Origin of the sequence: Nocardioides sp. WS12, from assembly GCF_014108865.1 — a bacterium.
Lineage (GTDB): Bacteria > Actinomycetota > Actinomycetes > Propionibacteriales > Nocardioidaceae > Nocardioides.
The window spans coordinates 20,481-47,065 of record NZ_CP053928.1 but is presented as its reverse complement, the minus strand read 5'-3'; the positions used below and the strand labels follow the sequence as shown (position 1 = coordinate 47,065).

The 26,585-nt window shown below is 69.6% G+C and carries 27 protein-coding genes; 12 read left to right on the top strand and 15 right to left on the bottom strand.

All coding sequences use genetic code 11. The features are described from left to right. Positions 1–30: 30 nt before the first annotated feature. Genes HRC28_RS00220 through HRC28_RS00195 form a run of 6 tightly spaced genes read left to right on the top strand, consistent with a single transcriptional unit; the run spans position 31 to position 6,846 of the window. Positions 31–465: an SRPBCC family protein gene (locus tag HRC28_RS00220; RefSeq protein ID WP_182378092.1), complete on the top strand. Its 435-nt coding sequence runs from the start codon at positions 31–33 to the stop codon at positions 463–465. A gap of 15 nt (positions 466–480) precedes the next feature. Then, positions 481–1,350 carry a MaoC/PaaZ C-terminal domain-containing protein gene (locus HRC28_RS00215; RefSeq protein WP_182378091.1) on the top strand — a complete coding sequence of 290 codons (870 nt, stop codon included), beginning with the start codon at positions 481–483 and terminating at the stop codon, positions 1,348–1,350. Between the two features lie 60 nt (positions 1,351–1,410). Next, positions 1,411–2,277 (top strand): SDR family oxidoreductase, encoded by an 867-nt coding sequence (locus HRC28_RS00210; protein ID WP_182378090.1) that lies wholly within the window; start codon positions 1,411–1,413, stop codon positions 2,275–2,277. A 14-nt stretch (positions 2,278–2,291) separates the two neighbouring features. Then, positions 2,292–4,505: an acyl-CoA dehydrogenase gene (locus tag HRC28_RS00205; RefSeq protein ID WP_182378089.1), complete on the top strand. Its 2,214-nt coding sequence runs from the start codon at positions 2,292–2,294 to the stop codon at positions 4,503–4,505. Continuing rightward, a complete protein-coding gene (locus HRC28_RS00200; protein ID WP_182378088.1) occupies positions 4,502–5,641 on the top strand; it encodes a CaiB/BaiF CoA-transferase family protein in 1,140 nt (379 codons plus the stop codon). The genes HRC28_RS00205 and HRC28_RS00200 overlap by 4 nt, the downstream gene beginning before the upstream one ends. A 47-nt stretch (positions 5,642–5,688) precedes the next feature. Beyond that, positions 5,689–6,846 carry an acyl-CoA dehydrogenase family protein gene (locus tag HRC28_RS00195; protein ID WP_182378087.1) on the top strand — a complete coding sequence of 386 codons (1,158 nt, stop codon included), beginning with the start codon at positions 5,689–5,691 and terminating at the stop codon, positions 6,844–6,846. 117 nt (positions 6,847–6,963) lie between these two features. Here the strand turns inward: HRC28_RS00195 and HRC28_RS00190 are convergent, their stop codons facing one another. The 9 genes from HRC28_RS00190 to HRC28_RS00150 form a co-directional block, all read right to left on the bottom strand. Further along, positions 6,964–8,412 (bottom strand): NAD(P)/FAD-dependent oxidoreductase, encoded by a 1,449-nt coding sequence (locus tag HRC28_RS00190; RefSeq protein ID WP_182378086.1) that lies wholly within the window; start codon positions 8,410–8,412, stop codon positions 6,964–6,966. Beyond that, entirely contained in the window at positions 8,409–9,122 is a 714-nt protein-coding gene (locus tag HRC28_RS00185; protein WP_182378085.1) for a TetR/AcrR family transcriptional regulator, read from the bottom strand. Before HRC28_RS00185 ends, HRC28_RS00190 begins: the two co-directional genes overlap by 4 nt. 28 nt (positions 9,123–9,150) lie before the next feature. Beyond that, entirely contained in the window at positions 9,151–10,824 is a 1,674-nt protein-coding gene (locus tag HRC28_RS00180) for an FAD-dependent oxidoreductase (RefSeq protein ID WP_182378084.1), read from the bottom strand. Between the two features lie 15 nt (positions 10,825–10,839). Next, the gene (locus HRC28_RS00175) at positions 10,840–11,838 is read right to left on the bottom strand and encodes a diiron oxygenase (protein ID WP_182378083.1); all 999 of its coding nucleotides are present in this window, start codon (positions 11,836–11,838) and stop codon (positions 10,840–10,842) included. 176 nt (positions 11,839–12,014) lie between these two features. Beyond that, positions 12,015–13,403, bottom strand: coding sequence for a hypothetical protein (locus HRC28_RS00170; protein ID WP_182378082.1), 1,389 nt, complete (start codon positions 13,401–13,403; stop codon positions 12,015–12,017). Then, positions 13,400–14,371 carry a hypothetical protein gene (locus HRC28_RS00165; RefSeq protein WP_182378081.1) on the bottom strand — a complete coding sequence of 324 codons (972 nt, stop codon included), beginning with the start codon at positions 14,369–14,371 and terminating at the stop codon, positions 13,400–13,402. The genes HRC28_RS00170 and HRC28_RS00165 overlap by 4 nt, the downstream gene beginning before the upstream one ends. A gap of 2 nt (positions 14,372–14,373) precedes the next feature. Further along, positions 14,374–14,823 carry a putative T7SS-secreted protein gene (locus tag HRC28_RS00160; protein ID WP_182378080.1) on the bottom strand — a complete coding sequence of 150 codons (450 nt, stop codon included), beginning with the start codon at positions 14,821–14,823 and terminating at the stop codon, positions 14,374–14,376. A 44-nt stretch (positions 14,824–14,867) separates the two neighbouring features. Continuing rightward, entirely contained in the window at positions 14,868–16,055 is a 1,188-nt protein-coding gene (locus tag HRC28_RS00155) for an aminotransferase class I/II-fold pyridoxal phosphate-dependent enzyme (protein ID WP_237111648.1), read from the bottom strand. A gap of 1 nt (position 16,056) precedes the next feature. Continuing rightward, entirely contained in the window at positions 16,057–17,529 is a 1,473-nt protein-coding gene (locus HRC28_RS00150; protein WP_182378079.1) for an FAD-binding protein, read from the bottom strand. A gap of 80 nt (positions 17,530–17,609) precedes the next feature. Between HRC28_RS00150 and HRC28_RS00145 the strand changes: the two genes are divergently transcribed. Continuing rightward, entirely contained in the window at positions 17,610–19,139 is a 1,530-nt protein-coding gene (locus HRC28_RS00145) for a potassium/proton antiporter (RefSeq protein WP_182378078.1), read from the top strand. A 24-nt stretch (positions 19,140–19,163) separates the two neighbouring features. Here HRC28_RS00145 and HRC28_RS00140 read toward each other — a convergent pair whose 3' ends face one another. Both HRC28_RS00140 and HRC28_RS00135 read right to left on the bottom strand, forming a co-directional pair. After that, the gene (locus tag HRC28_RS00140) at positions 19,164–19,700 is read right to left on the bottom strand and encodes a LytR C-terminal domain-containing protein (RefSeq protein WP_237111887.1); all 537 of its coding nucleotides are present in this window, start codon (positions 19,698–19,700) and stop codon (positions 19,164–19,166) included. 6 nt (positions 19,701–19,706) lie between these two features. Further along, the gene (locus HRC28_RS00135) at positions 19,707–20,003 is read right to left on the bottom strand and encodes a type II toxin-antitoxin system VapB family antitoxin (RefSeq protein WP_182378076.1); all 297 of its coding nucleotides are present in this window, start codon (positions 20,001–20,003) and stop codon (positions 19,707–19,709) included. 69 nt (positions 20,004–20,072) lie between these two features. Here HRC28_RS00135 and HRC28_RS00130 point away from each other — a divergent pair, with 69 nt between their 5' ends. Next, positions 20,073–21,698: a helicase HerA-like domain-containing protein gene (locus HRC28_RS00130; protein WP_182378075.1), complete on the top strand. Its 1,626-nt coding sequence runs from the start codon at positions 20,073–20,075 to the stop codon at positions 21,696–21,698. Positions 21,699–21,716: 18 nt separating this feature from the next. On the opposite strand, the gene HRC28_RS00125 is transcribed toward HRC28_RS00130, so the two are convergent. Beyond that, the gene (locus tag HRC28_RS00125; protein ID WP_182381001.1) at positions 21,717–21,956 is read right to left on the bottom strand and encodes a hypothetical protein; all 240 of its coding nucleotides are present in this window, start codon (positions 21,954–21,956) and stop codon (positions 21,717–21,719) included. 91 nt (positions 21,957–22,047) lie between these two features. Here HRC28_RS00125 and HRC28_RS00120 point away from each other — a divergent pair, with 91 nt between their 5' ends. Continuing rightward, entirely contained in the window at positions 22,048–22,533 is a 486-nt protein-coding gene (locus HRC28_RS00120; protein ID WP_182378074.1) for a nuclear transport factor 2 family protein, read from the top strand. A 12-nt stretch (positions 22,534–22,545) separates the two neighbouring features. Here the strand turns inward: HRC28_RS00120 and HRC28_RS00115 are convergent, their stop codons facing one another. Next, complete coding sequence (locus HRC28_RS00115; protein ID WP_182378073.1) at positions 22,546–22,842, bottom strand: hypothetical protein; 297 nt, start codon at positions 22,840–22,842, stop codon at positions 22,546–22,548. 5 nt (positions 22,843–22,847) lie between these two features. Continuing rightward, a complete protein-coding gene (locus HRC28_RS00110; RefSeq protein ID WP_237111647.1) occupies positions 22,848–23,594 on the bottom strand; it encodes a helical backbone metal receptor in 747 nt (248 codons plus the stop codon). Between the two features lie 104 nt (positions 23,595–23,698). Here HRC28_RS00110 and HRC28_RS00105 point away from each other — a divergent pair, with 104 nt between their 5' ends. The 3 genes from HRC28_RS00105 (at position 23,699) to HRC28_RS00095 (ending at position 26,053) form a co-directional block, all read left to right on the top strand. Next, positions 23,699–24,613 carry a glycoside hydrolase family 16 protein gene (locus HRC28_RS00105; RefSeq protein WP_182378071.1) on the top strand — a complete coding sequence of 305 codons (915 nt, stop codon included), beginning with the start codon at positions 23,699–23,701 and terminating at the stop codon, positions 24,611–24,613. Between the two features lie 154 nt (positions 24,614–24,767). Then, positions 24,768–25,658 (top strand): glycoside hydrolase family 16 protein, encoded by an 891-nt coding sequence (locus tag HRC28_RS00100; RefSeq protein WP_182378070.1) that lies wholly within the window; start codon positions 24,768–24,770, stop codon positions 25,656–25,658. 47 nt (positions 25,659–25,705) lie between these two features. Beyond that, positions 25,706–26,053: a YrdB family protein gene (locus tag HRC28_RS00095; protein WP_182378069.1), complete on the top strand. Its 348-nt coding sequence runs from the start codon at positions 25,706–25,708 to the stop codon at positions 26,051–26,053. Between the two features lie 32 nt (positions 26,054–26,085). Here the strand turns inward: HRC28_RS00095 and HRC28_RS00090 are convergent, their stop codons facing one another. Next, entirely contained in the window at positions 26,086–26,583 is a 498-nt protein-coding gene (locus HRC28_RS00090; RefSeq protein ID WP_182378068.1) for a thioesterase family protein, read from the bottom strand. Between the last annotated feature and the right edge of the window lie 2 nt (positions 26,584–26,585).

Below are 26,585 nucleotides of genomic sequence, written 5' to 3'. Positions count from 1 at the left end.
CGTCACACCACCACCAACAGGAGAACAACCATGGCCAGCGTTTCCGTCACCCAGAACCTTCCCGTCGACCCGCAGACCGCGTGGGACAACCTGTCCAACCTCGCCGAGTGGGAGAAGTGGCTCTCCATCCACCAGAACTGGAAGAGCGAGCTCCCCGCCCAGATCACCGTCGGCACCCAGGTGACCGAGGTCGTCTCGGTCATGGGCATGGCCAACAAGATCGAGTGGACCATCACCGAGCTCGAGGCACCGAACACCGTCACCATCGAGGGCCTCGGGATGGCCGGCGTGAAGATCAAGTTCGTCCTGTCCGTGGCTCCGGCCGACAGCGGCTCGACGGCCACCATCGACGCCGACTTCAACGGCGCGATGATCGTCGGCCCGATCGGCAAGGCCGTCGCGAAGAACGCGCAGGGCGACCTCGAGAAGTCGCTGGCGACCTTCGCCGAACTCGTCGCGGCCTGAACGGACGACGAAACGATGACGACGGCAGTGACCTTCGAGGACTCCGGGCTGGGCGAGTGGACCGAGGACCAGGTCTTCGAGGTCACTGCCGAGCGGATCGCGGAGTACGCCGCGGCGACCAACGACCCCATCGAGGCACATCTCCGGGGTGAGTTGGCCCCGCCGGTGTTCGCGGTGGTGCCGACCTTCTTCTCGCTCGCTCCGGCCGCGCTCGGCGTGGCTCCGGTGGAGTTGCTGATGAAGCTGGTCCACGGTGAGCAGGACTTCCACTTCCACCGGCCGATCCGGCCAGGAGACGTGCTCACCTGTCGTGCCCGCGCGACCGGGTACGCTGCGCTCAGCACCGGCTCCACCGTCACGGTGTACGCCGAGACCCGCGACGCCGATGGCGAGCTGGTCAACGAGCAGTGGCTCTCGGCATTCTTCCGGGGCGTCGACTCCGGCGGAACCGTCGGGGAGCAGGCGCCCGGCCACGGACTGGCCGAGTCGGTCACGGCAGCCGCTCCGGACGTCGTCGTCACCCAGCACGTCGACGACGACCAGACCTTCCGCTACTCGCCCGCGTCCGGTGACCCGATGCCGATCCACCTCGACGAGGAGATCGCCCAGATGTCCGGCCTCCCCGGGATCATCAACCACGGCCTGTGCACCATGGCGTTCACCTCCTGGGCTGCCCTGACGGAGCTCGCCGATGGCGACGTACGACGCCTCAAGCGGCTCGCCGTCCGGTTCGCCCGGCCGGTGCTGCCCGGTCAGGACATCACCACCAGCTTCTGGCGTCTCGATGACCCGACGGTCGACGCCGGCACCACGGCGTACGGCTTCCAGACCACCGTCGACAGCGACCTGGTCATCCGCGACGGCCTCGCCGTCCTCACCGACTGACACCGGGTTTCGAGGCTCGCTGCACTCGCACCTCAACCACCGATCAAAGGACTACACGACATGGGAACTCTTGACGGACGCGTCGCCATCATCACCGGCGCCGGTCGCGGCATCGGCCGCGAGCACGCCCTCCTCCTCGCAAGCGAAGGCGCGGCTGTCGTGGTCAACGACCTCGGCGGCTCCAACGAGGGCAGCGGCGCTGACGCCGGGCCCGCCCAGGAGGTCGCCGACGAGATCCGTGCGGCCGGCGGCCGCGCGGTCGCCAACACCGACAACGTCGCGTCGTGGTCCGGCGCGGAAGCCCTGGTGCAGCAGGCGATCGACGAGTTCGGTGGTCTGGACATCCTGGTCAACAACGCCGGCATCCTGCGTGACGCGTTCCTCCCCTCGATGACCGAGGAGCAGTGGGACTCCGTCATCACCGTGCACCTCAAGGGCCACGCCGCGCCGCTGCACCACGCGGCGGCGTACTGGAAGGCGCAGAGCAAGGCAGGTGCCGAGATCAACGCGGCGGTCGTCAACACCGCGTCGGCGTCGGGCACGTTCATGCCGAACGCCGGCCAGGCCAACTACGGCGCCGCCAAGGCCGGCATCGCCGCGCTGACCCTGGTCGCGGCAGACGAGCTCGAGCGCTACGGCGTCCGGGTCAATGCGATCGCACCGATCGCCCGTACCCGGCTGACCCTCGCGACGCCCGGCATGGGCGCACTGTTCGCGGCCGAGGTGCCCGAGGGCGAGTTCGACGCCTTTGCGCCGTCGAACATCTCGCCGCTCGTCGCCCGGCTCGTGGCGCCGGACTGCAAGCTCACCGGAAAGGTGTACGCCGTCCAGGGCGGCGGCATCTCCGAGCTCGCGGGTTGGCACGACGTCACCACCATCGAGAGCGACGGTCCGTGGACCATCGCCGACCTCGCCGATCGACTCTGAGGGAGACGGACGCCATGACACGTCAGACCTACGAACTGGGCCTCGGTCTCATCGACGAACACGTCGACCTCGCCAGTGCGGTCGCCGACCTCGCTGCTTCGGTCATCCCGGCCGCGGTGGTCCGCAAGGACATCGACGCCGGTGGCGAGGAGAAGTTCCCCGCGTTCTGGTCGGCGCTCGTCGACTACGACCTCCTCGGCCTGCACGTCGCCGAGGAGTCGGGTGGCGCGGGCGGCGGACTGCTGACGCTCGCGGTGGCCCTCGAGGCGCTGGGTCGCCACGCTGCCCCCGGGCCGTTCGTGCCGACGGTGCTGGCCTCGGCCCTCATCCAGGCCGACGGCGGCAAGCAGGCCGTCGAGCTGTTGCCTGCCCTGATCGACGGTACGACGACCGCTGCCGTGGCACTGGACGCCTCCGGTGTCCCGGCGGCGGTGGGCGCTGACGGCGCGTGGACGGTGTCGGGGACGTGGGAGGGCGTGCTCGGCGGCGAGCATGCCGACCACCTGGTCCTGCCGGTGACACGTGACGGCTCCACCCTGTGGATCGTGGTCGCTGCCGCGGCGGTGAAGATCGCCCGTCAGGACAGCATCGACGTGGTGCGCGGTTCCGCACGGGTCACCGCGGACGGTCTGACGGTCGACGCCGAGCACGTCCTCTCTGCCCTGGCTGCCGAGCGGGCCCGCTCGATCGCCGCCGTCATCCTCGGCGCGGAGGCCGCCGGCGTGATGGCCTGGGCCGTCGCGACGGCCGCGGAGTACGCGAAGATCCGGGTCCAGTTCGGCCGTCCCATCGGCCAGTTCCAGGGCGTCAAGCACCTGTGCGCCCGGATGGGCATCGCGCTCGAGCAGGCGCGTGCCGCGGTCTGGGACGCAGCGGTCGCGATCGACAAGGGCGATGACAACGCCGACTATGCCGGGACGGTCGCGGCGGTCGTCGTACCGGACGTCGCGGTGCAGGTGACTCAGGATTGCATCCAGGTGCATGGCGGCATCGGGTTCACGTGGGAGCACGATGCCCACCTCTACTACCGCCGTGCGCTCGCCCTCCGCGGCGTGCTCGGTGGCCGCGAGGAGCACGCACTGCGGCTCGCCGACCTGGCGCTGGCCGGCGTCGGCCGGGCGTTGGAGATCGAGCTGCCGCAGGAGGCGGAGACGATCCGTCCCGCCATCCGCGCCGAGTTGGCGACCATTGCCGCCATCACGGACGAGGACGAGCTGCTGGTCGCCCTCGGCGACGGCGGCTGGGTGCAGCCGCACCTGGCGAAGCCGTACGGCCGGGCCGCCGGGCCTCTCGAGCAGATCGTCATCATGCAGGAGATCAAGCACGCCGGCATCAATCTGCCGCAGTTGCTCATGGGCACCTGGGCGGTCGGTGCGATCGTGCCGCACGGCACCGAGCAGCAGCGCCAGGACCTGGTGGTCCCGACCCTGCGCGGCGAGGTCGTGTGGTGCCAGCTGTTCAGCGAGCCCGGGGCCGGTTCCGACCTGGCCTCGATCGCGACGAAGGCGGTCAAGGTCGATGGTGGCTGGAGGGTGACCGGCCAGAAGATCTGGACCACCGTCGCCCAGTTCTCCGACTGGGCGATGTTGATCGCCCGCACCAACCCCGATGCGCCGAAGCACGAGGGCATCACCTATTTCGTGCTGGACATGTCGAGCGAGGGCGTCGACGTACGCCCATTGCGGGAGATGACCGGATCCGCCCTGTTCAACGAGGTGTTCCTCGATGACGTCTTCATCCCCGATGAGAACGTCGTCGGCGAGGTCGACCACGGGTGGGAGGTCGCCCGTACGACCCTCGCCGGCGAACGGGTGGCGCTGAGCCAGAAGATGGAGGCCTACGCCAACGACGGTGACCTGCTGAAGTTTGCTCGTGGCCGCGAGCTCGGCACCATCGCCCGCTACCACCTCGGCGGGCTGCTCGCCGAGAGCCAGGCGATCGATGTCATCAGCGCCCGCGTCGTGCTCAAGCAACTTGCCGGCGTCGACGTCAGTACGACGTCCAGCGCCGGGAAGCTGCTGGCCATGGGCATCAGTCAGAAGATCGCCGAGTTCATCGTTGCCGAGCTCGGTGTCGCCGGCACGGTCGCCGTCCCCGGCCAGCCCAGTGACCACGCCATCGAGCAGCTCATCGCCGGCCGCGCCACCACGATCTACGGCGGCACGACCGAGGTCCAGCTCAACGTCATCGGCGAGCGGATGCTCGGGCTTCCCAGGGATGCGCAGTGAGCGCCGGTCCTCTCGACGGACTCAAGGTCGTCGAGCTCACCAGCCTCGCGCCGGCACCGTTCGCCTGCATGGTGCTGGCCGACCTCGGTGCCGACGTGATCCGGGTCGACCGCGCGGGCGGCGGCGACGCGCTCGCCGTACCGTCGGGTTACTTCGACCGCGGTCAGCGCTCGATCGCCGTGGACCTCAAGGACCCCCGCGGCGTCGACATCGTCCGCGGCCTCGTCGACGACGCAGACATCCTGGTCGAGGGCTTCCGCCCCGGTGTCGCCGAGCGGCTGGGCGTGGGACCGAAGGACTGCCAGGGCTGGAATCCCCGGCTGGTCTACGGCCGGCTCACCGGCTACGGCCAGCACGGTCCGATGGCCCAGGCCGCCGGGCACGACATCAACTACGTCGCCCTCGCCGGCGCGCTCGAGCCGATCGGCCGGGCGGGGGAGCGGCCGCTGCCGCCGTTGAACCTGGTTGCCGACTTCGCCGGAGGTGGCTTTCTCCTCGTGATCGGCCTGCTGGCTGCACTGCGTGAGCGGGAGTTCTCCGGCAAGGGCCAGGTCGTCGACGCCTCGATGGTCGAAGGCGCGGCGCTGCTCACCACCTTCGTGCACGCGATGGCGTCGACCGGCCTGTGGATGCCCGAGCGGGGCACCAACTTCCTCGACTCCGGCGCCGCGTTCTACGACACCTACGTCTGCAGCGACGGCAAGTACGTCGCCGTCGGGGCGCTCGAGCCGCAGTTCTATGCCGAACTGCTGGCCCGGCTCGGACTCACTGACGAGGACCTTCCCTCGCCGTTCGACCTGGACCAGGCGGGCAAGCTTCGCGCGGCCTTCCAGGGCGTGTTCCTCACGAAGAGCCGCGACGAGTGGGCCGAGGTGTTCGACGGGGTCGACGCCTGTGTCACGCCCGTGCTGTCGCCGAGCGAGGCACCCGATCACCCGCACAACCGGGCCCGCCAGAGCTTCGTCGAGATCGACGGACGCGTCCAGCCGGCCCCGGCGCCGCGGTTCTCCCGCAGCATCCCGCCCACCCCGGAGCCGGCGCCTCGGCTGGGTGCCCACACCGATGCACTCCTCGCCGAGCTCGGCTACGCGACCGGCCTGGTCGCGGAACTCCGCGCGGCCGGCGTCGTCGGCTGATCGTTCTGCTTTCCGCTCCACCCACCACTGCAAAGAAGGAAACTCCCATGCCCCAGCGTCGTTCGCTCTGGATGGACACCGACCTCGATGACTTCCGCGCCCTCGCGCGCACCTTCTGCGAGAAGGAGGTCAAGCCGAACGTCGACCGGTTCATCGAGAACAAGCAGGTCGACCGCGAGCTGTGGAACAAGGCCGGCGAGGTCGGCCTCCTGTGCCTCTCGGTTCCCGAGGAGTACGGCGGCGGTGGCGGCACCTTCGCGCACGAGGCGATCCTGGTCGAGGAGCAGGCCCGGGCCGGCGACAGCTCCTGGGGCGTCTCGCTCCACAACGGCATCGTGGCGCACTACATCCTCAACTACGGCACCGAGGAGCAGAAGCTCGAGTGGCTGCCGAAGATGGCCAGCGGCGAGGTCGTCGGTGCCATCGCGATGACCGAACCCGGCACCGGCTCGGACCTGCAGAGCATCAAGGCCAAGGCGATCCGTGAGGGCGACGAGTACGTCGTCAACGGGTCCAAGACCTTCATCACCAACGGCGCCCAGGCCGATGTCGTCATCACGGTCGTGAAGACGAACCCGGAGGAGTCCGCTGCCGGCATCTCGCTGGTCATCGTGCCGACCGACACCCCGGGCTTCTCGCGCGGACGGGTGCTCGACAAGATCGGAATGAAGGGCCAGGACACGTCGGAGCTCAGCTTCGTCGACGTACGGATCCCGGTCACGAACCTCCTCGGTACCGAGGAGGGCCAGGGCTTCATCCAGCTGATGGAGCAGTTGCCGCAGGAGCGCCTGATCGTCGCCGTCTCCAACGTCGCTGCGATGGAGTTCTGCTTCGACGAGACGCTGCGCTACGTCCACGACCGGCACGCGTTCAACCGGCCGATCTGGGGCTTCCAGAACACCAAGTTCAAGATGGCCGAGGTCGCGACCGAGGCCCGGGTCGCGCGGTCGTTCGTCGACGAGTGCATCACCTTGCACCTCGAGAAGCAGCTCGACATCCCGACCGTGGCGATGGCGAAGCTCTGGTGCTCCGAGCGCGCACAGAAGGTCGCCGACAAGTGCCTGCAACTGCACGGTGGCTACGGCTACATGACCGAGTACCCCATCGCCCGCGCCTGGGCCGACCTCCGGGTCTCCCAGATCTACGCCGGCACGAGCGAGATCATGAAGGAGATCATCGCCCGGTCGATGCCGGCACCGGTCTGAGGTAGCGCGACGAGGTGCAGGAATACCCGCTTCAGCGGGGAAACCGGCACTCCTTGGCCGTTGCAACAGTCAGGAAGTGCAGGAATACCCGCTTCAGCGGGTATTCCTGCACCACCGTCAGGCCGAGAACTCCAGGGCCTCGTCGGCCACGGGCTTGCGGAACGCCAGCACGTCCTGGAAGTAGTTCATCTTCATCCGCCACGGGTAGGTCGAGCCCTGCTTGGGCATCGCGTCGATCACCCGCATGACGTAGCCGGCCTGGAAGTCCAGGAAGGGCTCCTCGGCAATGGACGGGTCGCGGTTCGGGACCACGGTGCGGGTGCTGGTCTTGTCCATGTGGCGCAGGAGCTTGACGACGTACTCGCACACGAGGTCGGCCTTGAGGGTCCAGGACGCGTTCGTGTAGCCCATGATGAACGCGAAGTTGGGGACGTCGCTGAGCATCAGGCCCTTGTAGACCATGCTGTCCGAGGGCTTCACGAAGGCGCCGTCGACCGCCAAGGTGGCCCCGCCGAACAGGCTCAGGTTGAGACCGGTGGCCGTGACGATGATGTCCGCCTCGAGTTCCTGGCCGGACTTCAGCAGGATGCCCTTCGGGGTGAACCGCTCGATGTGGTCGGTCACGATGTCGACGGTGTGCTGGCGCAGCGCCTTGAACAGGTCGCCACCGGGGACGGCGCACAGGCGCTGGTCCCACGGGTCGTACGGCGGCCGGAAGTGCTCGTCGAAGTCGACGCCCTTGGGCAACTGGCGCTCGAGGAGCTTGCGCAGGAGCGCCCGCGACTCGGTCGGCCGGGCCTGGCAGAACTCGTAGAACGCGATCCGGCTGGTGAGGTAGCGGGTGCGGATGAGCTTCTTCGCGACCATGTCGGGCAGGCGCTTGTACATCTGCGCCGACACGTGGTCGTGCGTCGGCTGGCTGATGATGTACGTCGGCGTGCGCTGCAGCATCGTGACGTGCCCGGCGCCGGAGTTGGCCAGGGCCGGGATCAGCGTGACGGCGGTGGCGCCGGAGCCGATGACCACGACGCGCTTGCCCTGGTAGTCGAGGTCCTCCGGCCACTGCTGGGGGTGGACCACCTGGCCCTCGAAGTCCTCACGCCCCGCGAACTCAGGGGTGAAACCGGCGTCGTAGTTGTAGTAGCCGGACGCCGACCAGAGGAAGTCGGCGGTGACCTCGGTGGTCTCGCCGGTGTCGGTGCGCTCGATGCTCACCGTCCAGCGGGCGTCGGCGGTGGAGAACTCCGCGTGCACGACCTTGTGGTGGTAGCGGATGTGCTCGTCGATGCCGTTCTCGGCCGCCGCCTCCTGGAGGTAGGCGAGGATGTCCGGGCCGTCGACGATCGCCTTCGTGCCCTTCCACGGCTTCCAGCCGAAGCCCAGGGTGTGCATGTCGGAGTCCGAGCGGATGCCGGGGTAGCGGAACAGGTCCCAGGTGCCGCCGAGGGCGCCGCGCATCTCGAGGACTGCGTACGACTTGTCCGGGAAGGCCTTGTTCACGTGGTAGGCCGCATCGATGCCGGAAAGGCCGGCTCCGACGATGAGTACGTCGACGTGGTCGGTCATGGGCTGTCCTTCAGGTTCAGGAGTTCCTCGACGGGGAGGTCGGGCAACTCGATGGAACGCGTCTTCGCGAGGCCCTCGACCTGGAGCCAGGTGACCTCGGCGAGCAGTGCGGTGAATTCGGGAACGGCGGGGCGGAGTTCGGCACGGGCGGTCCAGCTGCGCACGGCGGCCATGCCGCCGCCGACGAGCAGGAAGACCCAGGGCGTGAGGGAGTCGCGGTCGTCGTCGGACATCTCGACACCGAGGATCTCGATGAACGCGCCGATCACCTCCTCGACCATGGCGGCGAATTGGGTGATCGCGTCGTCGAGTGGCTTGGACGGCGCTCCCGCGACCTCGCGTTCGGCGAAGCGCATCAGCGCCATGTTCGTGACGGCCCAGTCGACGTAGGCGCCGACGATCCGGTGGACGATCTCGCGGGGAGTGCCCTCGAGGGTCACCGCGGCCAGGAGCGGCCCGGTCGCCAGCGTGCACACTTCGCGCTGGATGGCGAGGTCGAGATCGGTGCGGTCCTCGAAGTACCGGTACAGCACGGTCCGGTGCACGCCTGCCTCATCGGCGATCTGCTGCACGTTGAGTTCTTCGCCCGGCGCGACGTCGCGGGTGAGCACCGTCAGTGCGGCGTCGATGATCGCCTGGCGGCGCGCGGCGTTGTGCTCCTGCCAGCGTCGCTTGCGACCGTCAGTGGCATCGCCCCTCGGCGCTCCCATGACGGAACCTCCTCGGATCAGCACGGCGTCACGACACCGTACGCCGTCGGAGGCCACGGCCACGCGCCGTGTCGACACGTGTCGCGGAGACCGCTTGCTGCGCGTCGGGGTCGACAATCTTCGCCCGGGGGCGACCGATACGCGCGCCCTGTTCCCGCTCGGCGGCGTCGAGACGCTGCCAGCCGGTGAGGTCGGACGCGTCGGGGTGGACCGCGCGGACCAGTTCGGCCGCACGGCGCGCCGACCCGGTCGGCTCGGGGAGACCGGCATCGAGGTCGTCGAGGATCGCCTCCACGGTCTCCTGGGCGCAGGTCTTGTTGGTGCCGATGAAGCCGTTCGGGCCGCGCTTGATCCAGCCGACGACGTACACGCCGGGCTCGACGCGACCACCGTCGTTGGGGATCGTGGCGGTGCTGTCGTCGAAGGGGAGGTCGGCGACGGGGAGACCGCGATGGCCGACGGAGCGGATCACCAGACCGGTCTCGATGGTGCGGATGTCGTCGGTGGCTCGGGCGCGGACGTCGCCGTCCGCGGTCGGGACGAGGTCGTTGCGGGCGACGCGGACGCCGGTGACCCGGCCGTCCTCGCCGAGGATCTCGATCGGGGAAGCGGTGAACGCGAGCACGATCCGGCGGCGCCCGGGGTCGGCCGACGGCGTCCGTTCGGCGAGCTCGCGCAGGAGCTTGCTGCGCTGGTCGTCACCGGTGAGCAGCGACGCGTCGGCATCGACGAGGACGTCGACGTCGTCGAGACCGGACAGGCCGATCAGTTCGGGCACGGTGAACGCTGCCTGCGCCGGGCCGCGGCGACCGAGTACGACGACCTCCCGCACCCCGCTCGTGGCGAGCTGCGCGAGCGCCCCGGGCGCGAGATCGGTGCGTTCGAGGACGGTCAACGGGCGGCTGAGGATGCGCGCCACGTCGAGCGCGACGTTGCCGTTGCCGACGACGACCGCCCGCTCGTGGGCGAGCGGCACGTCGAGGTCGCGCTGGTCCGGGTGGCCGTTGTACCAACCCACGACCGCGGTCGCCGCGAGCGAGCCGGCGAGGTCTTCGCCGGGGATGTCGAGGTTGCGGTCAGCGGAAGCACCGACCGCGTAGACGACGGCGTGGTAGCCCGCTCGCAGGTCGGCGAGCGTCACGCCTTCGGTGCCGACCTCGGCGCCGAGGAAGTAGCGGAAGCGCGGCTGCCGCTCGATCGCCTCGAAGAGTCGGGTGACCTGCTTGGTCGAGGCGTGATCGGGTGCGACCCCGTGCCGGACCAGGCCGTACGGCGTCCGGAGGCGATCGTAGACGTCGACGCCCTCGATCTCGGGGTGCTTGAGCAGCTCGTCGGCCGTGTAGAGACCGGCCGGGCCGGCGCCGATCACCGCCACCCGGAACGGGCCTCGACGGGTGAGCCGTCGCTGCGGCGGCACCAGGGCCAGGGGCGTCCGGTCGGCGTGCGGGAACGCGTCGTAGTAGGCCGCGTTGAGGTCGATGAACGGCAGCTGCTTGGTGGTCAGTGCAGCATCGGGGACCATGGCGCCGACCGGGCAGGCCGTCGCGCAGGCTCCGCAGCCGACGCAGGAGTTCGCGTCGATGTAGACCATCTCGGAGGTGCCGAAACCGGGCTCGCCCGGTGCGGGGTGGATGCAGTTGACCGGGCAGGCGACGACGCACGAGGCGTCGGCGCAGCAGGACTGCGTGACGACGTAGGCCATGACAGTGGGGTCAACTCAGACGGCAGCGGACTTGGGCTCGCTGCGGAATCGCGACGAGGGGCCGGCGATGCCCAGGAGACGCCAGAGTCGGCGCGAGACGGGGTTCATCAGGCCGAGCTCGTCAGCCAGCATGCGCACGTCACCGAACGTGTCGCGCAACAGCTTCTTCGACTCCGGGCTCTTCCAGTAGACCTCACGCATGACGTGCTTCGGGATGTCGAGGTCCTTCTGCATCTGGCGGGTCGGCTTCATGATCACGTCGCACAGCACGCGCATCACGATGGGGTAGACGAGCGAGAGCGCGGCGCGCTGGACGGGGCCGTAGTCCTTGGAGCGTTCGACGAGGTAGGCGTGGGCGAAGCCGATGTGGCGCGCTTCCTCGGCGACGTGGATCTGCATCACCCGGGTGACGATCGGGTGCAGGTCGTGGCCCGAGCGCAGCACCGACTTCTGCAGGTAGTCGATCGGCTCCTCGCCGGCGAGGATGCCGATGAAGAAGATGTTGGTCAGCGGTCCGCCGGCCAGGCACAGGAACGGGGCGACCTTGACGAACCACTTCGGCCCGCCCTGGACGTCGACACCGATCCGGTTGACGGCCTCCTGGAACATCTGGGTGTGGTGGCACTCCTCGGTCACTTCGTGCGTGGAGTAGCGGAACTCGGGACGGTTGTTCCCCATGCCGATGAGGTGGCTCATCACGCCGCCGATCAGCACCTGCTCGAACTGCAGGCCGACCTTCATGATGTTGGAGAGGCGGTACTGACCGACCTCGATCTGCCGCTCGACGGACAGCGACTTGTACCACTCGGTCTGGCCCAGCGCGTCGATCTCCGGGAGCACCCAGCGCACGTCGTTGGGGATCATCTCGAACTCGGGGCTGTCCCACGCGATGTCGAGGAATGCATCGAAGTGCTGGTGCACCGAGGCCTCGGACAGGACCTGGAGGGTGTCCTGGAAGCTCAGCCCCGCGGTGTCGGAGGCGATGTCGGCGGTGCGATCGGCGGTGGCAGTCATGGTTCAGTTCCGTTCTCGTCATCGAAATCGGGAGCATGCACTCTGTTAGCGCAACACTATGTTGCATACATTGACCCCGGTTTTGTCAAGGAACTCGTGGGCGCGCGTCCGTACCCGCCGACCTCGTCAGGCGGCGGGTGTGGCGCAGATCGCTCTGCTTCGAGCGGTTCGAGAGGTCAGGCGGAGGGGCGCAGATAGCCCTGCTCGCGCCACCGCGCGAGGGCCGCCACCAGGTCCGGGTGGTCGGCGCGGTCCGCTGCCCGGCCCCCGGCGACGAGCGCCGGAAGGCCCGGGTCGCCCGCGGCGTCGTAGACGACGGTGAGGCGGTTGGCCGACGTCGCGTTGATCAGCGAACCGAGCAGCGCGACCGGGTCGGAGCGGTCCTCCAGGGACAGCACGAGTACGTCGCCCGACAGGTGCGGCACCTGCGCCGACGGCGCGTTCGCGGTCACCACCTGGTCGACCACGAAGCCCGGCAGGTCCGCGCGCGTAGCGATCTCGAGGGCCGCCGCGCCACCGGCGCCGCGCCCGACCAGCATCACGCGGGTCGGCTCGTCGGTGTCGGTCGCTGCTGCGGCCAGGGCGCGGATCACGTCGGCGGCGTAGCCGGACTGGTCGCCGGAGACCAGGCGGAGGCGCCCCGGCGCCGGGCCGGGCCCGCCGGGGCCGGTGAGCAGGGCGACGAGCCGACCTGGCCCGACCTGCAGGATGCGGACCGGGTCGCTCGCGTGGTCGCTGCCGGTGAGCAGGGCCATCAGGTCACCGAGGCCGTCCGGTGCATCGGAGCGGGGCTCGGGGGCCGGGTTCGCGGCAGGGGCCGCGGTCTCGACCGGGTCGCTGGCGCCCATCGCGACATCGCGCAGCGCGGCACCCCAGTCGGAGGTCAGCGGGGCGACGCCCGCAGCGCGCAGGCCACCGGCCCGTGCTGCGCGGCCGCTCTCGCCGGAGAGCACGCCGGCGGTCAGGAGTCCGCGCATCTGGAGGCTGTCGAGGAGCCCGCCACCCGTGGTGACGTGGTCCATCAGTTCGGGGTTCGCAGCCGCCAGGTCGTTGAGATAGGAGGCGACGCCGTCACGGTCGAGGGCGTCGGTCTCGATCAGGCCGGCGGCGACGATCGCGCCGCCGAGGCTGACCTGCGGCGCGAGGTACCCGATGGCCCGGCCGGCGATCGAGCCCAGCGTCTCGTAGGCGGCGGCCTGGAGTTCGTCGATCCAGCGGTAGGTCAGCACCGTGGCCCGCAGGATCAGGGCGTCGGCGTCCAGTTCGATGGAACGGCTCAACAGGCCGTCCTTGCCGGTGGTCGCGGCGCGCAACTCCTCCTCGGCGGTGGCCCAGGTGCGCGGCGACAGCGGCGTCGACGCCGCGATCTCCGGGTCGGTCAGCACGTCACGGCCGAGCTTGGCCCACTCGCGCATCTGCGCACCGGCGTCGTCGAACAGGTCGGCCAGGCGCAGCATCTGGTCGTACTTGTCGGCCAGGTCCGCGGCCTCGACCGCGGTCGCCGGCGCCTCGCGGGACTCGGCGGTAGCAGCAGACAGGACCGGGTCGACGGTCTCGGGGGTCATCGGGCCTCCCCGGAAGAGTTCGCGACGAGGGGAGCCATCACGGGAGCGATGACGCCAGCCAGGTCGGCGGGCTCCACCGCCCGGATCTCCAGGCGCAGGACGCCGTCCTCGTGGTGTGGTCGCAGGGCGCGCCAGCCATCGGCGAGGAGCGTCCAGGACACGACGCCGACCGTGTCGACCTCGTCGCCGGACACGTCGGCCACCAGGGCACGCAACCGGCCCTGCGCCTCGCCCGACAGGGCCACCAGCAACCGGGCCACCACGTCGTCGGACAGCACGCCGTCGGGTCCCCGGGTGGCGCCGGAGTGACGCGAGGTCAGCACCGGAATGAGGTCACCCCGGCCGACCCGGACGGCCTCGGCGGCCGCGTCCGCGAGCTCGAGCGGGAGGTCGACGTACGACGGCAGGACGGAGGCCTTGAGTGCTGCCTCCTCCGACGGGGCAGCGACGCGGGCCAGTTCGGTCGCCCAGGCATCGATGCCGAACCAGCCGAGTTCGAAGACGATGCCGTCGACGGTGGAGAGCGACGCGACGGCCGCTCCTTCCTGGCGGTGCCAGACCTTGGCCTGGACGTCACCGACCCGCAGGTCGGCGTCGAGCGCGATGTGGGGAGCGGCGAGCAGGCCGATGGCTCCGGCCACACCAGCGTCGAGGACACCGTCGACGACCAGGCCGCGGCGGGTCAGCGACTCGACGGGCTCGTGCAACGCGTCGACGACGGAGCGGTACGACTGGTCCTCGGTCGTGGACGGGCTCTGGCCCAGCCGCGACTGCATGGCGTCGGCGGCCACGGGCGGTGCCACGTCGAACGGCAGCGGAGCGTCGCCGGCCAACCGGGCGGCGTACTGGAGTTCGGGAAGCGTGACGCCCACGCGGCGGGGTGCGGCGTCGATCGGGCTGCGCAGCGGCACGGGGGCGGGCGGGACCGGCTCGCGCGACGGGATCCGGGTGAGGTCGATGGTGGGCACGATCAGCGCTCCAGTCCGGGGACGTCGACGTCGAGCCAGTCGCGGTGTCCGCGTGGCGGGGCCACGAACGCGGCCAGGATCTCGTCGGTGGGATCGGGGGTGACCGCGGGACGGCCGTCCTCGTTGGCAGCGGTGATCGCCGCGATCCGGCCCTGTGCGTCGGCAACCATCGCGGTCACCCGGGCCTCGACGTTCGCGATGTCGTCGGTGGCCACGTCCACGGCTTCGGCATGCGAGGCAAGGGCGTCCGCTGCGGCCACGTGGCCGTCGGCGGCTGTGCGCAGATGGCGCGCGCGGTCAGAGACGCGTTCGGTCATCGCGTCGGCCGCGCGGCCGGTCCAGCCGAGGCCTTCGACCCGCGCCACCAGTTCGTCGGCCATGGCCCGCACCTCCGCGCCCTGGTCGCGCAACGACGAGACGCGGCGTCGGATGAGTTCCGTGTCGCCGTACATGAAACGCGCCCCTTCCCCGGATCGACGCCTTCAAACCTGTTGTTTCAGAGGTGTCCGTCGAGGCGGTCGAGCGCGGTGACGATGTCGGCCGTCGTACCGGCAAAGCTGAAGCGGAGGAACTTGCCTCCGTCGACCGTGTCGAAGTCGATGCCGGTGGCGACCGCGACTCCGGTGCGGGCGAGCAGGTCGCGGGCGTAGGCCATCGAGTCGTTCGTCAGGTGCCGGACGTCGGCGTAGGCGTAGAACGCGCCGTCGGCCGGGGCGAGTTCGGTGATGCCGAGTCGGCGCAGGCCGTCGAGCAACAGGCCGCGGTTGTGGGCATACCGACCGACGTGCGCGTTGAGCTCCGCGTACGACGCATCGTCGAACGCCGCCAGCGCGGCGTGCTGGGCCAGGACGGGCGGGCAGATGCTGAAGTTGCCCGTGAGTACGTCGACCGGCCGGCGCAGTCGCTCGGGGGCCAGCATCCAGCCGAGCCGCCAGCCCGTCATCGAGAAGTACTTCGAGAACGACCCGAAGACCACGGCTTCACGCGAGGTCTGCCAGGCCGAGCTCGCGAGGCTGTCGGTGCTGCCAGGGCCGTCGGCGTACTCGATGCCGTGGTAGATCTCGTCGGAGACCAGCTGGACGCCGGTCGTGTCGCACCAGGCCGCGATCGCCGCCAGTTCCTCGGGCAGCAACATCGTGCCCGTCGGGTTCGCGGGACTCGCCACGACGAGCCCGGCGAACGGGGTGTGGGCATGCGCCTGGGCCAATTGCTCGACGGTTGGCTGGAAGCGGGTCGCCGGGCCGGTCGGGATCTCGACCAGCTCGCAACCCAGCGCACTGAGGACATTGCGGTAGCAGGGGTAGCCGGGCCGTGCGATGGCCACGCGGTCGCCCGCGTCGAAGGCGGCGAGGAACGCGAGCAGGAAGCCGCCGCTCGAGCCCGTGGTGACGATGACGTCGACCGGGCTGATCTCCAGCGCGTACGAGCGGCGGTAGTGGCCGGCGATCGCCGTGCGGAGTTCGGGAATGCCCGTCGAAGTCGTGTAGCCGAGCGGGTCGCCCGTGCTGAGCAACCGGATCGCCTCGGCGTTGACCGGCGCCGGCGCCCCCGTGCTGGGCTGGCCGGCGACGAGATTGACCAGGTCGCTATGGGTGCGCTGCCGCTCCGCCGCCCCCGCCAGCAGGTCCATGACATGGAACGGCGGCACGTTCGCCCGCGCCGCTGCGGCGTACCTGCTGGTCACATCAGCGAGCGTAGCGAGACGCGTGGAGACCCGCGCGGCGCCCGAAGAACGAACCCTCTCCGAGCTGGGTGCCCGAGCAGTAGCCGGCACCGTCCTGGGCGATGTTGGAGGCGCAGGCGCCGGCGGCGTACAGGCCGGGGATGACCGAACCGTCGGGGCGTCGTACCTCTCCGTCGACGGTGGTGGCCATGCCGCCGAGGGTGAAGCCGGCGTAGTAGGCGACACCCAGGCTCAGCTCCAGGACGGCCCACGGTGCGGTGGTCTGCGGGGCGAGCCAGTCGGGGTGCTTGTGCAGTTCCGGGTCCTCGCCGGCTGCGGCGTGCTTGTTGTAACTGGTCATCGTGGCCACGAGCGAGCCCTCGGGGAGGCCGAGTCCGGACTCCATCTCCTCGATGGTCTCGAAGCCGTCCTTCAAGGGAGCGAGCGACATCCGCTGCTCCTCGTAGTGGTCGCTGTCGACAATCAGGAACGCGACCCCGCCGGGCTGCCGCAGCACCTCGTACGACGTCCGCGCGTGGTAGCTGTCCTCGGCCACGAACCGCTGGCCGTCCCGGTTCACGATCACTCCCTTGACCAGGTCGGACGGCGGGTAGAACGGCGCGGTGATGAACGGTTCGTCCATGTTCTCGAGGGCCGCGCCCACGGACTCGCCCAACCGGATCGCCAGCCCGTCGTCGTACGTCGACCCGAGGGTGAACGTCGCGGACTTCAGCGCCGGCGTGTAGTGGTCGACCATGTCCTGGTTGTTCACGAAGCCACCGGCCGCGATGACCACGCCGCCGGCACGGACCACGCCGGTCTTCTCGAACGACTTCCAGGCCAGCCCGACCACGCGGTCGCCGTCGACGACGAGGTTGGTCGCGCCGGTCTCGTAGCGGACCTCGACGCCGGCCTTCTCGACCTGGTCGCGGAGCAGGTCCATCACGATCCGGGTGCCTTCGGTGTCGCCGGGCACCGGGACCTTGTGGCCGCGCGGTGCCGGCTTGATGTCGTCGCGGAAGGGCCAGACCTTCTCGTTGCCCGTGAACATCAGGCCCTGGGTGCCGGGCTGGATGACCGCCTTGCCGGGGAAGAAGGAGCGTTCGAACTCGAAGCCGAGCGCCTCGAGCCAGTCGAAGTGCGCGACCGATCCCTCGCAGTACGCGCGGATCTTCTGTTCGTCGGGGTCCTTGGTGCTCGCCATCAGGTAGCGCACCATCTCCTCGACCGGGTCCTCGTGTCCGGTCGCCTGCTGCACCGCCGTACCGCCGCCGAGGTAGAAGTGGCCGCCCGACATCGAGGACGTGCCGCCGTGCACGGCAGCCCGCTCGAGCAGGAGCACCCGGGCCCCGTCGCGGGCGGCTTCGAGAGCCGCGCACCCGCCGGCGATGCCGAAGCCCACGACCACGACGTCGAAGGACTCGGTGTCCGGGGTCAACTGGTCGGCGGAGACCGTCTCGGGAAGGGCGAGTCCGGCAGGGAGGGCAGTCGTCATGGACCTAATCTAGAACACGTTCTACCGATAGACTACGGTCCCGCCACCCGACGAGAGCCGAGTGACCCTGAGGTGCCCTCTTGACGTTCGATGTCCATCAGCTCGACACGTTCGTCCTGGTGGGTGCCGGGGTGACGCTGCTGGCCGTCCTCGCCGTCCGATTGTCATCGGGCGTGGGCCTGCCGAGCCTCCTGGTCTACCTGCTGATGGGTGTCGCCCTCGGCGAGGGCGGAGCGGGCATCGGGTTCGAAGACGCCCAGCTCGCCCACGCACTCGGCTTCGCCGCGCTGGCGATCATCCTCGCCGAGGGTGGCCTCACGACGAACTGGCGTGACGCTCGACCAGCGATGCGGATGGGGCTGTCCCTCGCAACGCTCGGCGTCGTCGTCTCGATCGGGATCGTGGCGGCCGGTGGGCACTACCTGCTCGGCCTGCCGTGGGAGCTGGCGGTCCTGCTCGGCGCGGTCTGCTCGCCCACCGATGCTGCGGCCGTGTTCTCGGTGCTGCGCGTGGTGCCGTTGCCGAAGCGGATCACCGGCACGCTCGAGGCGGAGTCCGGTCTCAACGACGCGCCGACGGTCGTGATCGTCACCCTCGTCTCGTCGGGCGCCTTCGCCGAGCACGGCCTCCTCGGCAGCACCGGCATCGTGATCTACGAGCTGATCGCCGGCGTGGCCTTCGGCCTGGCCGCCGGTTTCGGCGGTGCCTGGATCATGCGCCGCGCAGCGCTTCCGTCGTCCGGTCTCTATCCGATCGCGATCCTCTGCCTCACCCTCGTCGCGTACGGCGCCGCTGCGGCCGTGCATGCCAGCGGCTTCGCTGCCGTGTACGTCGCCGCGCTGGCCCTCGGCAACGCCGACCTGCCCCACCGGGTCACCACGCGATCCTTCGTCGAAGGACTGGCCTGGATCGCCCAGATCGGGCTGTTCGTGATGCTCGGGCTGCTGCTGTCGCCGGACCGGTTGACGTGGAATGTCGTCGGCCTCGCCATCGTGGCCGGCCTGATCCTGACCTTCGTGGCGCGCCCGGTGTCGGTGGCAGTGAGCGCCGCCGTCCTCCGACCGTTCGGCGAACGCACGCCTGTGAACGAGCTCGGCTTCATGTCGTGGGCCGGGCTGCGGGGCGCGGTCCCGATCGTGCTCACGACCATCCCGCTCGCCGAAGGCGTCGACGGAGCGACCCGTCTGTTCGACATCGTCTTCGTGATGGTCATCGTCTACACGTTGCTCACGGGCCCGACCCTGCCGCTCGCGGCGCGGGTGCTGAAGGTGGCGCGACGTTCGGAGCCGCGGGGGATCGAAGTGGAGGCGGCCCCGCTCGACCGGGTCGCGGCCGACCTGCTGCAGGTCACCATCAGTCCCAAGTCGCAGCTCCACGGGGTGGAGGTCGGCGAACTGCGCCTGCCCACGGGGGCGAGCGTGTCGATGATCGTCCGTGACGGCGAGGCCAAGGTGCCGGAGCGTCGTACCGTCCTGCGCCATGGCGACGACATGATCGTCGTGACGCCGCGCAAGCTGCGCGAAGCCACCGAGCAGCGGCTCCGCCAAGTCAGCTCCGGAGGGCGGCTCGCGCAGTGGCTGGGCGAGGACAACCCGCCGACCCGGCGCTAGTCAGCCGACGATTCAGGCGACGACTCAGACGACTGGTTCGGGCTCGGTGCTCAGCGGCGGCGTACAGACGTAGCTGTCGCTCTGCGCGGTGATCGTCGGGTGTCCCTTGCGGACCCCCTTGAACTTCTTGCCGACCACGATGGTGACCCCGGGGTAGCCCGACGGCTGGTCGACGATCTCCACGTTCTTGCCGAGGTACGACGCCAGCAGCATCGCCGCCGGGTCGTTGGGGTCGCTCGCCCACACCTGGGCGGCCAGCGGGGCGGTGCCGTTCGGGGCGTTGCCGGTCTTGCCGGCGACGAAGCCGAATCCGGCGAGCTTGGCCATGGTGCTGCTCGCGAGCCCGTTGCTGCCGCCGGCGTTCAGGACGGTCACGAGGACCTGCGGCGGCGCGAGGTCCTCGCCCTCCCGGATCAGCGTGCTGGTGCAGGGAGCCGCCTCGGCGCGTTCAGGGAACGGTTCGGTGACGCGGGACCACGCCCAGGTCAGGCCGGCCAGGAAGATCACGCCCAGGACGACCAGGGTGATGGCGGAGCGGCTGCTCGCGCGCGCGTCGAGCATCACGCGTCAGCCCTCCATCCGGACGACGCGGGCGTGCAGCACGTTGCGCTGTTGTAGGGCGGCGCGCAGGGCACGGTGCAACCCGTCTTCCAGATAGAACTCATCCCTCCACAACACCACGTGGGCGAACAAGTCACCGTAGAAAGTCGAGTCGTCGTCGAGCAACGAGGAGAGTTGCAGCGTCTCCTTGGTGGTGACGAGCTCGTCGAGGCGGACCTGGCGTGGGGGCACAGCAGCCCATCCCCGGGAGGTGAGCCCATGGTCGGGATAGGGACGCCCGACGCCCACGCGCTTGAAGATCACTGCTGGCGAGTCTAGGTGCCGCGCCTCGGTCGCCGCGGTTCGTCCCACTTCGCCACTAGAGTTCAGGCCATGACTCAGGAGCCGACGCCCGCTGTCGAGACGCCCGCCCCCGCCGCCCCCGAGGCACCGCCGGCAGCGACCAGCGCCCTCGAGGCGGCCATCGCCCCGGGATACGCCTTCGAGGGTGCGGCGCTGGAGCTGGGTGGTCTGATGACCGGCCCCGACGGGCTGACGGGCAGCACCATCCGGATCCCGCTCTCCATGCTCAACCGGCACGGCCTGGTGGCCGGCGCGACCGGTACGGGCAAGACGAAGACCCTCCAGTTGATGGCCGAGCAGCTCAGCGCGGCCGGCGTCCCGGTCTTCGCCGCCGACATCAAGGGCGACCTCTCCGGCCTGGCCACCCCGGGTGTGTCGAACGAGAAGCTGATCGCCCGCACCACCTCGGTCGGCCAGGCGTGGACCGCGACCGGGTTCCCGGTGGAGTACTACGCGCTCGGCGGCCAGGGCATCGGCATCCCGATCCGGGTCACCATCTCGTCGTTCGGCCCGATCCTGCTCAGCCGGATCCTCGGCCTCAACGACACCCAGGAGTCCAGCCTCGGGCTGGTCTTCCACTACGCCGACAAGGCCGGCCTGCCGCTGCTCGACCTCGCCGACCTGCGCGCCGTCGTCCAGCACCTGACCAGCGACGAGGGCAAGCCGGAGCTCAAGGAGCTCGGCGGTCTGTCCGCTGCCACGGCCGGTGTCATCCTGCGCGAGCTGATCACGTTCGCCGACCAGGGTGCCGAGGCGTTCTTCGGGGAGCCCGAGTTCAACTCCGCAGACCTGCTGCAGATGGCGGGCGACGAGCGCGGCCTGATCAGCCTGGTCGAGCTGCCGAACCTCCAGGAGCGGCCGGCGATCTTCTCGACCTTCCTGATGTGGCTGCTCGCGGACCTGTTCCACGACCTGCCCGAGGTCGGCGACGTCGACAAGCCGAAGCTGGTGTTCTTCTTCGACGAGGCGCACCTGTTGTTCCGCGACGCGTCCAGGCCCTTCCTGGACCAGATCGCCCAGACGGTGCGCCTGATCCGTTCCAAGGGCGTGGGTGTCTTCTTCGTGACGCAGAGCCCCACCGACGTACCCGACGAAGTGCTCGCCCAGCTCGGTTCGCGGATCCAGCACGCGCTGCGTGCCCACACCCCGAACGACGCCAAGGCGCTCAAGGCGACCGTCAACACCTACCCCAACAGCGAGTACGACGACCTCGGCGAGGTGCTGACGACACTCGGCACCGGCGAGGCGATCGTGACCGTGATGGGCGAGCGCGGTGCACCGACGCCCGTGGCCTGGACCCGGCTGCGCGCGCCCGAGTCGCTGATGGCGCCCAGCGCCACCGAGTCGATGGAAGCGACCGTCAAGGCCAGCCCGCGCTTTGCGACGTACGCGACGGTCGTCGACCGCGAGTCGGCCCGCGAGATCCTTGCGAAGAAGCTCGAGGAGGGCGCCCAGGCCGAGGCCGAGGCGCAGGAGAAGGCCGCAGCGGCCAAGGAGAAGTCGGGCCCGAAGTCGAGCGGATCCGGCGTCCGCAAGAAGGACGACGGTGGCGTGGTCAGCGACGTCGTGAAGTCGTCGGCGTTCAAGCAGTTCATGCGAACCGCTGCCGCCGAGATCGCGCGGGGCATGTTCGGCACCGCGCGCCGACGCCGCTGACCTACGCGGCGAACAGGGTCAGGCGGTCCAGCGGATCGCGTCGTCCACGAAGTCCGCGAGCTGGTGGACGCCGCGCAGGTCGCGGCGCTGCTCCATCAAGGTGGTGAGGCGCTGGGCGTGGCGGTCGCGGAGGGCCGCCCGTCGAGCGATGGCGTTGGCCGCAGCGGCCTCGGCGTCGGTCAGGGTGCCCGATGGGGCATCGACCGACTCGAGGTGACGAACCGCGGTCTGGGTCTCAGGGGAGGTCGTCTTCTTCATGTCTTCACTGTGATCCAGTGAGGTTTCTGAAATCCTGCTCAGTGGTTACGAGCCGGTGTCAGGTGCTGTGATCAGCACTACAGTCCCCGCCATGGCCGCCCCCGACAGCACTGTCGACCTCGCCGACATCGCCGCGATCACTCGCCTCAAGTACCGCTACCTGCGGTGCCTGGACACCAAGCAGTGGGACGACTTCGCCTCCTGCTTCGCGGCCGACGCGACGGCGGACTACAACGGCCTCGTCTTCGAGGACCCGGTCCAACTCGTCGACTACATGCGCGCCAACATGGGCGAGGGCGTGCTGACCATGCACCAGGCGCACCACCCCGAGATCGACATCGACCCCGAGGACCCCGACGCCGCCTCGGGGCGCTGGTACCTCCACGACAAGGTGATCGTCGACAAGTTCCGGTTCGCGCTCGAGGGCGGCGCGTTCTACACCGACCGCTACGTGCGCACCGCGGACGGCTGGCGCATCCAGCACACCGGCTACCGGCGCACGTTCGAGATGTCGTGGAACCTCGACGACCCGGCCGGGATGAAGGTGCACGGCCCGGGTGAGCACGTCCACGCCTGAGTGCTGGCGGGCTCAGCCGACGACGAGGGCGCCGCTCAGCAGCAGGTACATCACGACGAGCCCGACCACGGCTCCGAGGAGACCCAGGCCGGCGCCGGTCAGGGCGCGGCGTCGCGTCGAGTGATCCCGTGAGAGCACGGCGGTCCCGAGTCCGGCTCCGATGAGCGCGGTGAGCGCGAGGTGCACGGGGACGATCAGGCCCCCAGTCGACCCCGGGCTCGTTTCGATCTCGTCGAGGAAGTACGCCGACACGGGCAGCACCACGCAGCCGATGACCGCGAGGGCGATGCCGAGCAGGAGGGCGCGCATGCGGGTCAGGATGACAGCACGTCGTACGCCTCGACCATCGCCGGGCCGTACCAGGTCAGCAGGCGCCCGGACACCAGTCGCGTCGGCACCTGCGTGAACGCGTCGGGCCCGTCCGACTCGGTGAAGACGTAGGGCTCGTCGGGCAGCAGGACCAGGTCGAGGTCGGCACGGTCGATCGCGGCCAGGTCCACGGCCGGGTAGCGGTCCTCGCCGTCGTCGTACACATGGGTCCAGCCGAGGCGCTGCAACAGGTCGCCGGTGTACGTGCGCGGTCCGACCACCATCCACGGGTCCCGCCAGATCGGTACGACGACCCGCCCCCGTGTCGATGGAAGGGGAATGTCCCAGCGCGCCCGTGCCGTGGCCAGCCAGTCCGGTCGCGTCACCTGCAGGGCGACCTCGTAGAGCCGGTCGAGCGAGTCGAGTGCCTGCGGCACGGTCTCGATGTCGGTGACCCAGACCGGCACGCCGGCGTCGCGGAGGCGCCGGACGTCGAGTGCACGGTTCTCCTCCTTGTTGGCCACGACCAGGTCGGGCTCGAGCGCGCGGATGGCCTTGAGGTCGGGGTTCTTCGTGCCGCGCACCCGGGCCACGTCGAGGTCGGCGGGGTGCGTGCACCAGTCGGTGGCGCCGACCAGGCGGTCCGGCACGTCGGTGGCCAGGGCCTCGGTGATCGAGGGCACCAGCGACACGATCCGAACCGGCGGGCGGGGCAGGTCGACGGGGTCGCCGAGATCGTCGAGGGTCTGCACCGGGCCACCGTATCCGGGCATGTCCCTCTGGTCGGACGGGCCCGGATGGGGCAGGATGCGCGACTGACGCGGGCGGACCGTGTGTTCATGGGGAGGAATCAGGCATGACCCGGTTTGGCGTGTGGTGTGTCAGTGCGGTCACAACCGGAGCGGTCATGGTGCTGGCGTCCGTGGGTGCGGTGCCGACGTCCGCCTCGCCGGGCGTTGTCCCGGCCGGCAGGGTCGCTGCGGCGCCCACCCCCACCTGCGGCGGTGAGCGGCCGGTCAAGCCCGGTGGTGGGCGATACGACTGCTCGTTCGAGGACGACTTCAGCGGCAGAACGCTCGACCCGACGAAGTGGGTCGTCACCGAGACGGCTACGACGGGCCTGCATGCGGGCATCACGGGCTGCTACGTGAACCGGCCCCAGAACGTGCTCGTGGCGAACGGAATGCTCAACCTGGCCTCCCGCCTGGAGCGCTTCGCCTGCAAGCAGCCGTTCGGTGGCACGTACAACGCGAAGTCGACGGCAGGCACGGTGACCAGTACGACGCGCTTCGCCCAGACCTATGGTCGGTTCGAGTTCCGGGCGCGGTTCCCCAGCGTGAGGGTCGCCGGATCGCACTCGGCCCTGTGGCTCTATCCGCAGGAGCACAGCTATGGCCGGTGGCCGCACTCCGGCGAGGTCGACGTCGCGGAATGGTTCAGTGCCCGTCCGACCAAGGTCTACCCGTCCGTGCACTACGCCGGGGAGAACAAGAAGGGCACGGGCCACGACTGCACGGTGCCCACCGCCACCACGGGGTATCACCGCTATGCCGTCGAGTGGACGCCGACCACGATGCGGTTCCTGTACGACGGCAAGGCCTGCCACATCCACTCGTGGATCGCTGCGTCTCCGATGGTGGGGTCGCGGCCGTTCGACAAGCCGTTCTACTTGGTCATGACGCAGGTGATGGGACTGAGCTGGAATGCCGTGTCCGCGATGACGCCCGCTGTGTCGAACCTGCAGATCGACTGGGTGCGGGTCTGGCGGTGAGGTCAAGGTCCGGTTGCCCGTCCGCGGTAGTCCGAACGGACCATGTGTCCGGGACCCGGCGTCCCTGTCGGAGAGCGACCGGAATCCGCCAAGATTCTCGTGAACGTGAGCGTCGACACTTTGTCGATGCTTCTGGGGGAGACGAGGGAACACCATGATTCGCGCGCGCATCATTGGCACACTGGTTGCGGCAAGCGCCGCGTTGGCGACGATGACCATCGTGGGCGCGGAGCCCACCGCGGCAGGCCCGCCGGTCCGGCCGTCGTGCGGGGGCGAGAAGCCGTTGAAGCTGGCGGGTGGGAAGTACGCCTGCTCCTTCGAAGAGGAATTCAACGGATCGACGCTGGACCCGAAGAAGTGGATGGTCCAGGAAACCGCGATCACCGGGATGCCTGCGGGCACCGACGGTTGCTATGTCAATGACGCCGACCATGTGAAGGTGGCCAACGGCGTCCTGTCGTTGACGTCGCGCATCGAGCCGGCTCCGTTCATCTGCAAGAGCCCGTACGGCGACTACGAGGCAACGAAGACGACGTCGACGGTGACGAGTTGGGGTCGGTTCGCCCAGACCTACGGCCGCTTCGACTTCAGGGCGAAGTTCCCTGTGGCGACCGCGCCGGGCGTCCACTCGGCGCTCTGGCTCTACCCGCAGAACCAGACCTACGGCGGGTGGCCGAAGTCGGGCGAGATCGACGTGGCCGAGTGGTTCACGGGCGACCCGACCACGGTCTATCCGTCGGTCCACTACGAGGGCGAGGACCCGTTCTCGAGCACCGGCTTCAACTGCCCGGTCCCGGGTGCTGACTCCGGGTTCCACCGTTACGGTGTCGAGTGGACGCCCACCGTGATGCGGTTCTTCTACGACGGCAACGTCTGCTTCTCGCACTCCTGGACGCCGGATGCACCCCTGACCGGGTCCCAGCCGTTCGACCAGCCGTTCTACCTGGTCATGACCCAGGTGTTCGGCTCCGGGTGGAACTACCCCACCTCTTCGACGCCGACCACGGCAACGATGCAGGTCGACTGGGTCCGCGTCTGGCGCTGACCCGCCTCTGAGCACAACGCGTTCACCCCTCGTGCAGGATGCGAGGGGTGAACGCGATTTTCGGGTGGTCGGTGCTGGCGTTGGTGTTCCTCGACGAGTTGCTGGCCATGGCGGCCTTCGGCGTCTGGGGGTGGCAGCACGATCCGCGAGCGCTGCTCGTGTGGCTGCTCCCCGGCGTGGCCATGACGGTCTGGTACGCCTTCGCCTCGCCGCGGGCGCCGTACGGCGGCACCTGGGTGCGCCCGGTGGCCAAGGTCGTCGTGTTCGGGCTGGCGTCGCTGGCGCTGTGGGATGCCGGTCACGAGGACTGGGCGATCGCCCTGCTGGTCTTCTCCGTCGTCATCAACGGTCTCGCCCTCTTGCCGAGCATCCGGGTGCTCGTCGAGAACGAATAGTCAGCCCGGGATCAGCCCCGGATCAGCCCGGATCAGCGCAGGCCGAGGCAACCCGAGGTCGCCGGCTCCCACGGAAGGGCGGCGTGCTCGGCGATGCGGGTGTCGAGGTTCGCGCCGATCTCCTCGGGCCACGATGCGGCACCGCGGGGGTCGAGCTTCACGCAGAGCAGGATCTCCTCGAACACGCAGGCGACGCGCTGGTTCACGTCGTCGAGGATGTAGACGAGCGCGTGGGCGGCGCGATCCGAGCGACCGAGGATCCGCACGCGGACCGACATGTTGTCGCCGGTCTTCAGTTCGTGCAGGTACGTCAGGTGGTGCTCGGCCGAGAGCACGACGAGGCCGGTCGTGGCCGGCCAGTTGAACGGGATGCCGACCTCGAGCAGCGACTCGTCGAGGCCTTCGCTACCGATGCCGAGGTAGTGGCGCACGTTGAGGTGTCCGTTGCTGTCCTCGAACGCCATCGGCACCGGCTGCTCGGCGTAGGCAGGGAGGGTGACGAGTTGTTCGAAGGTGGGCTGGTTGCTCATGA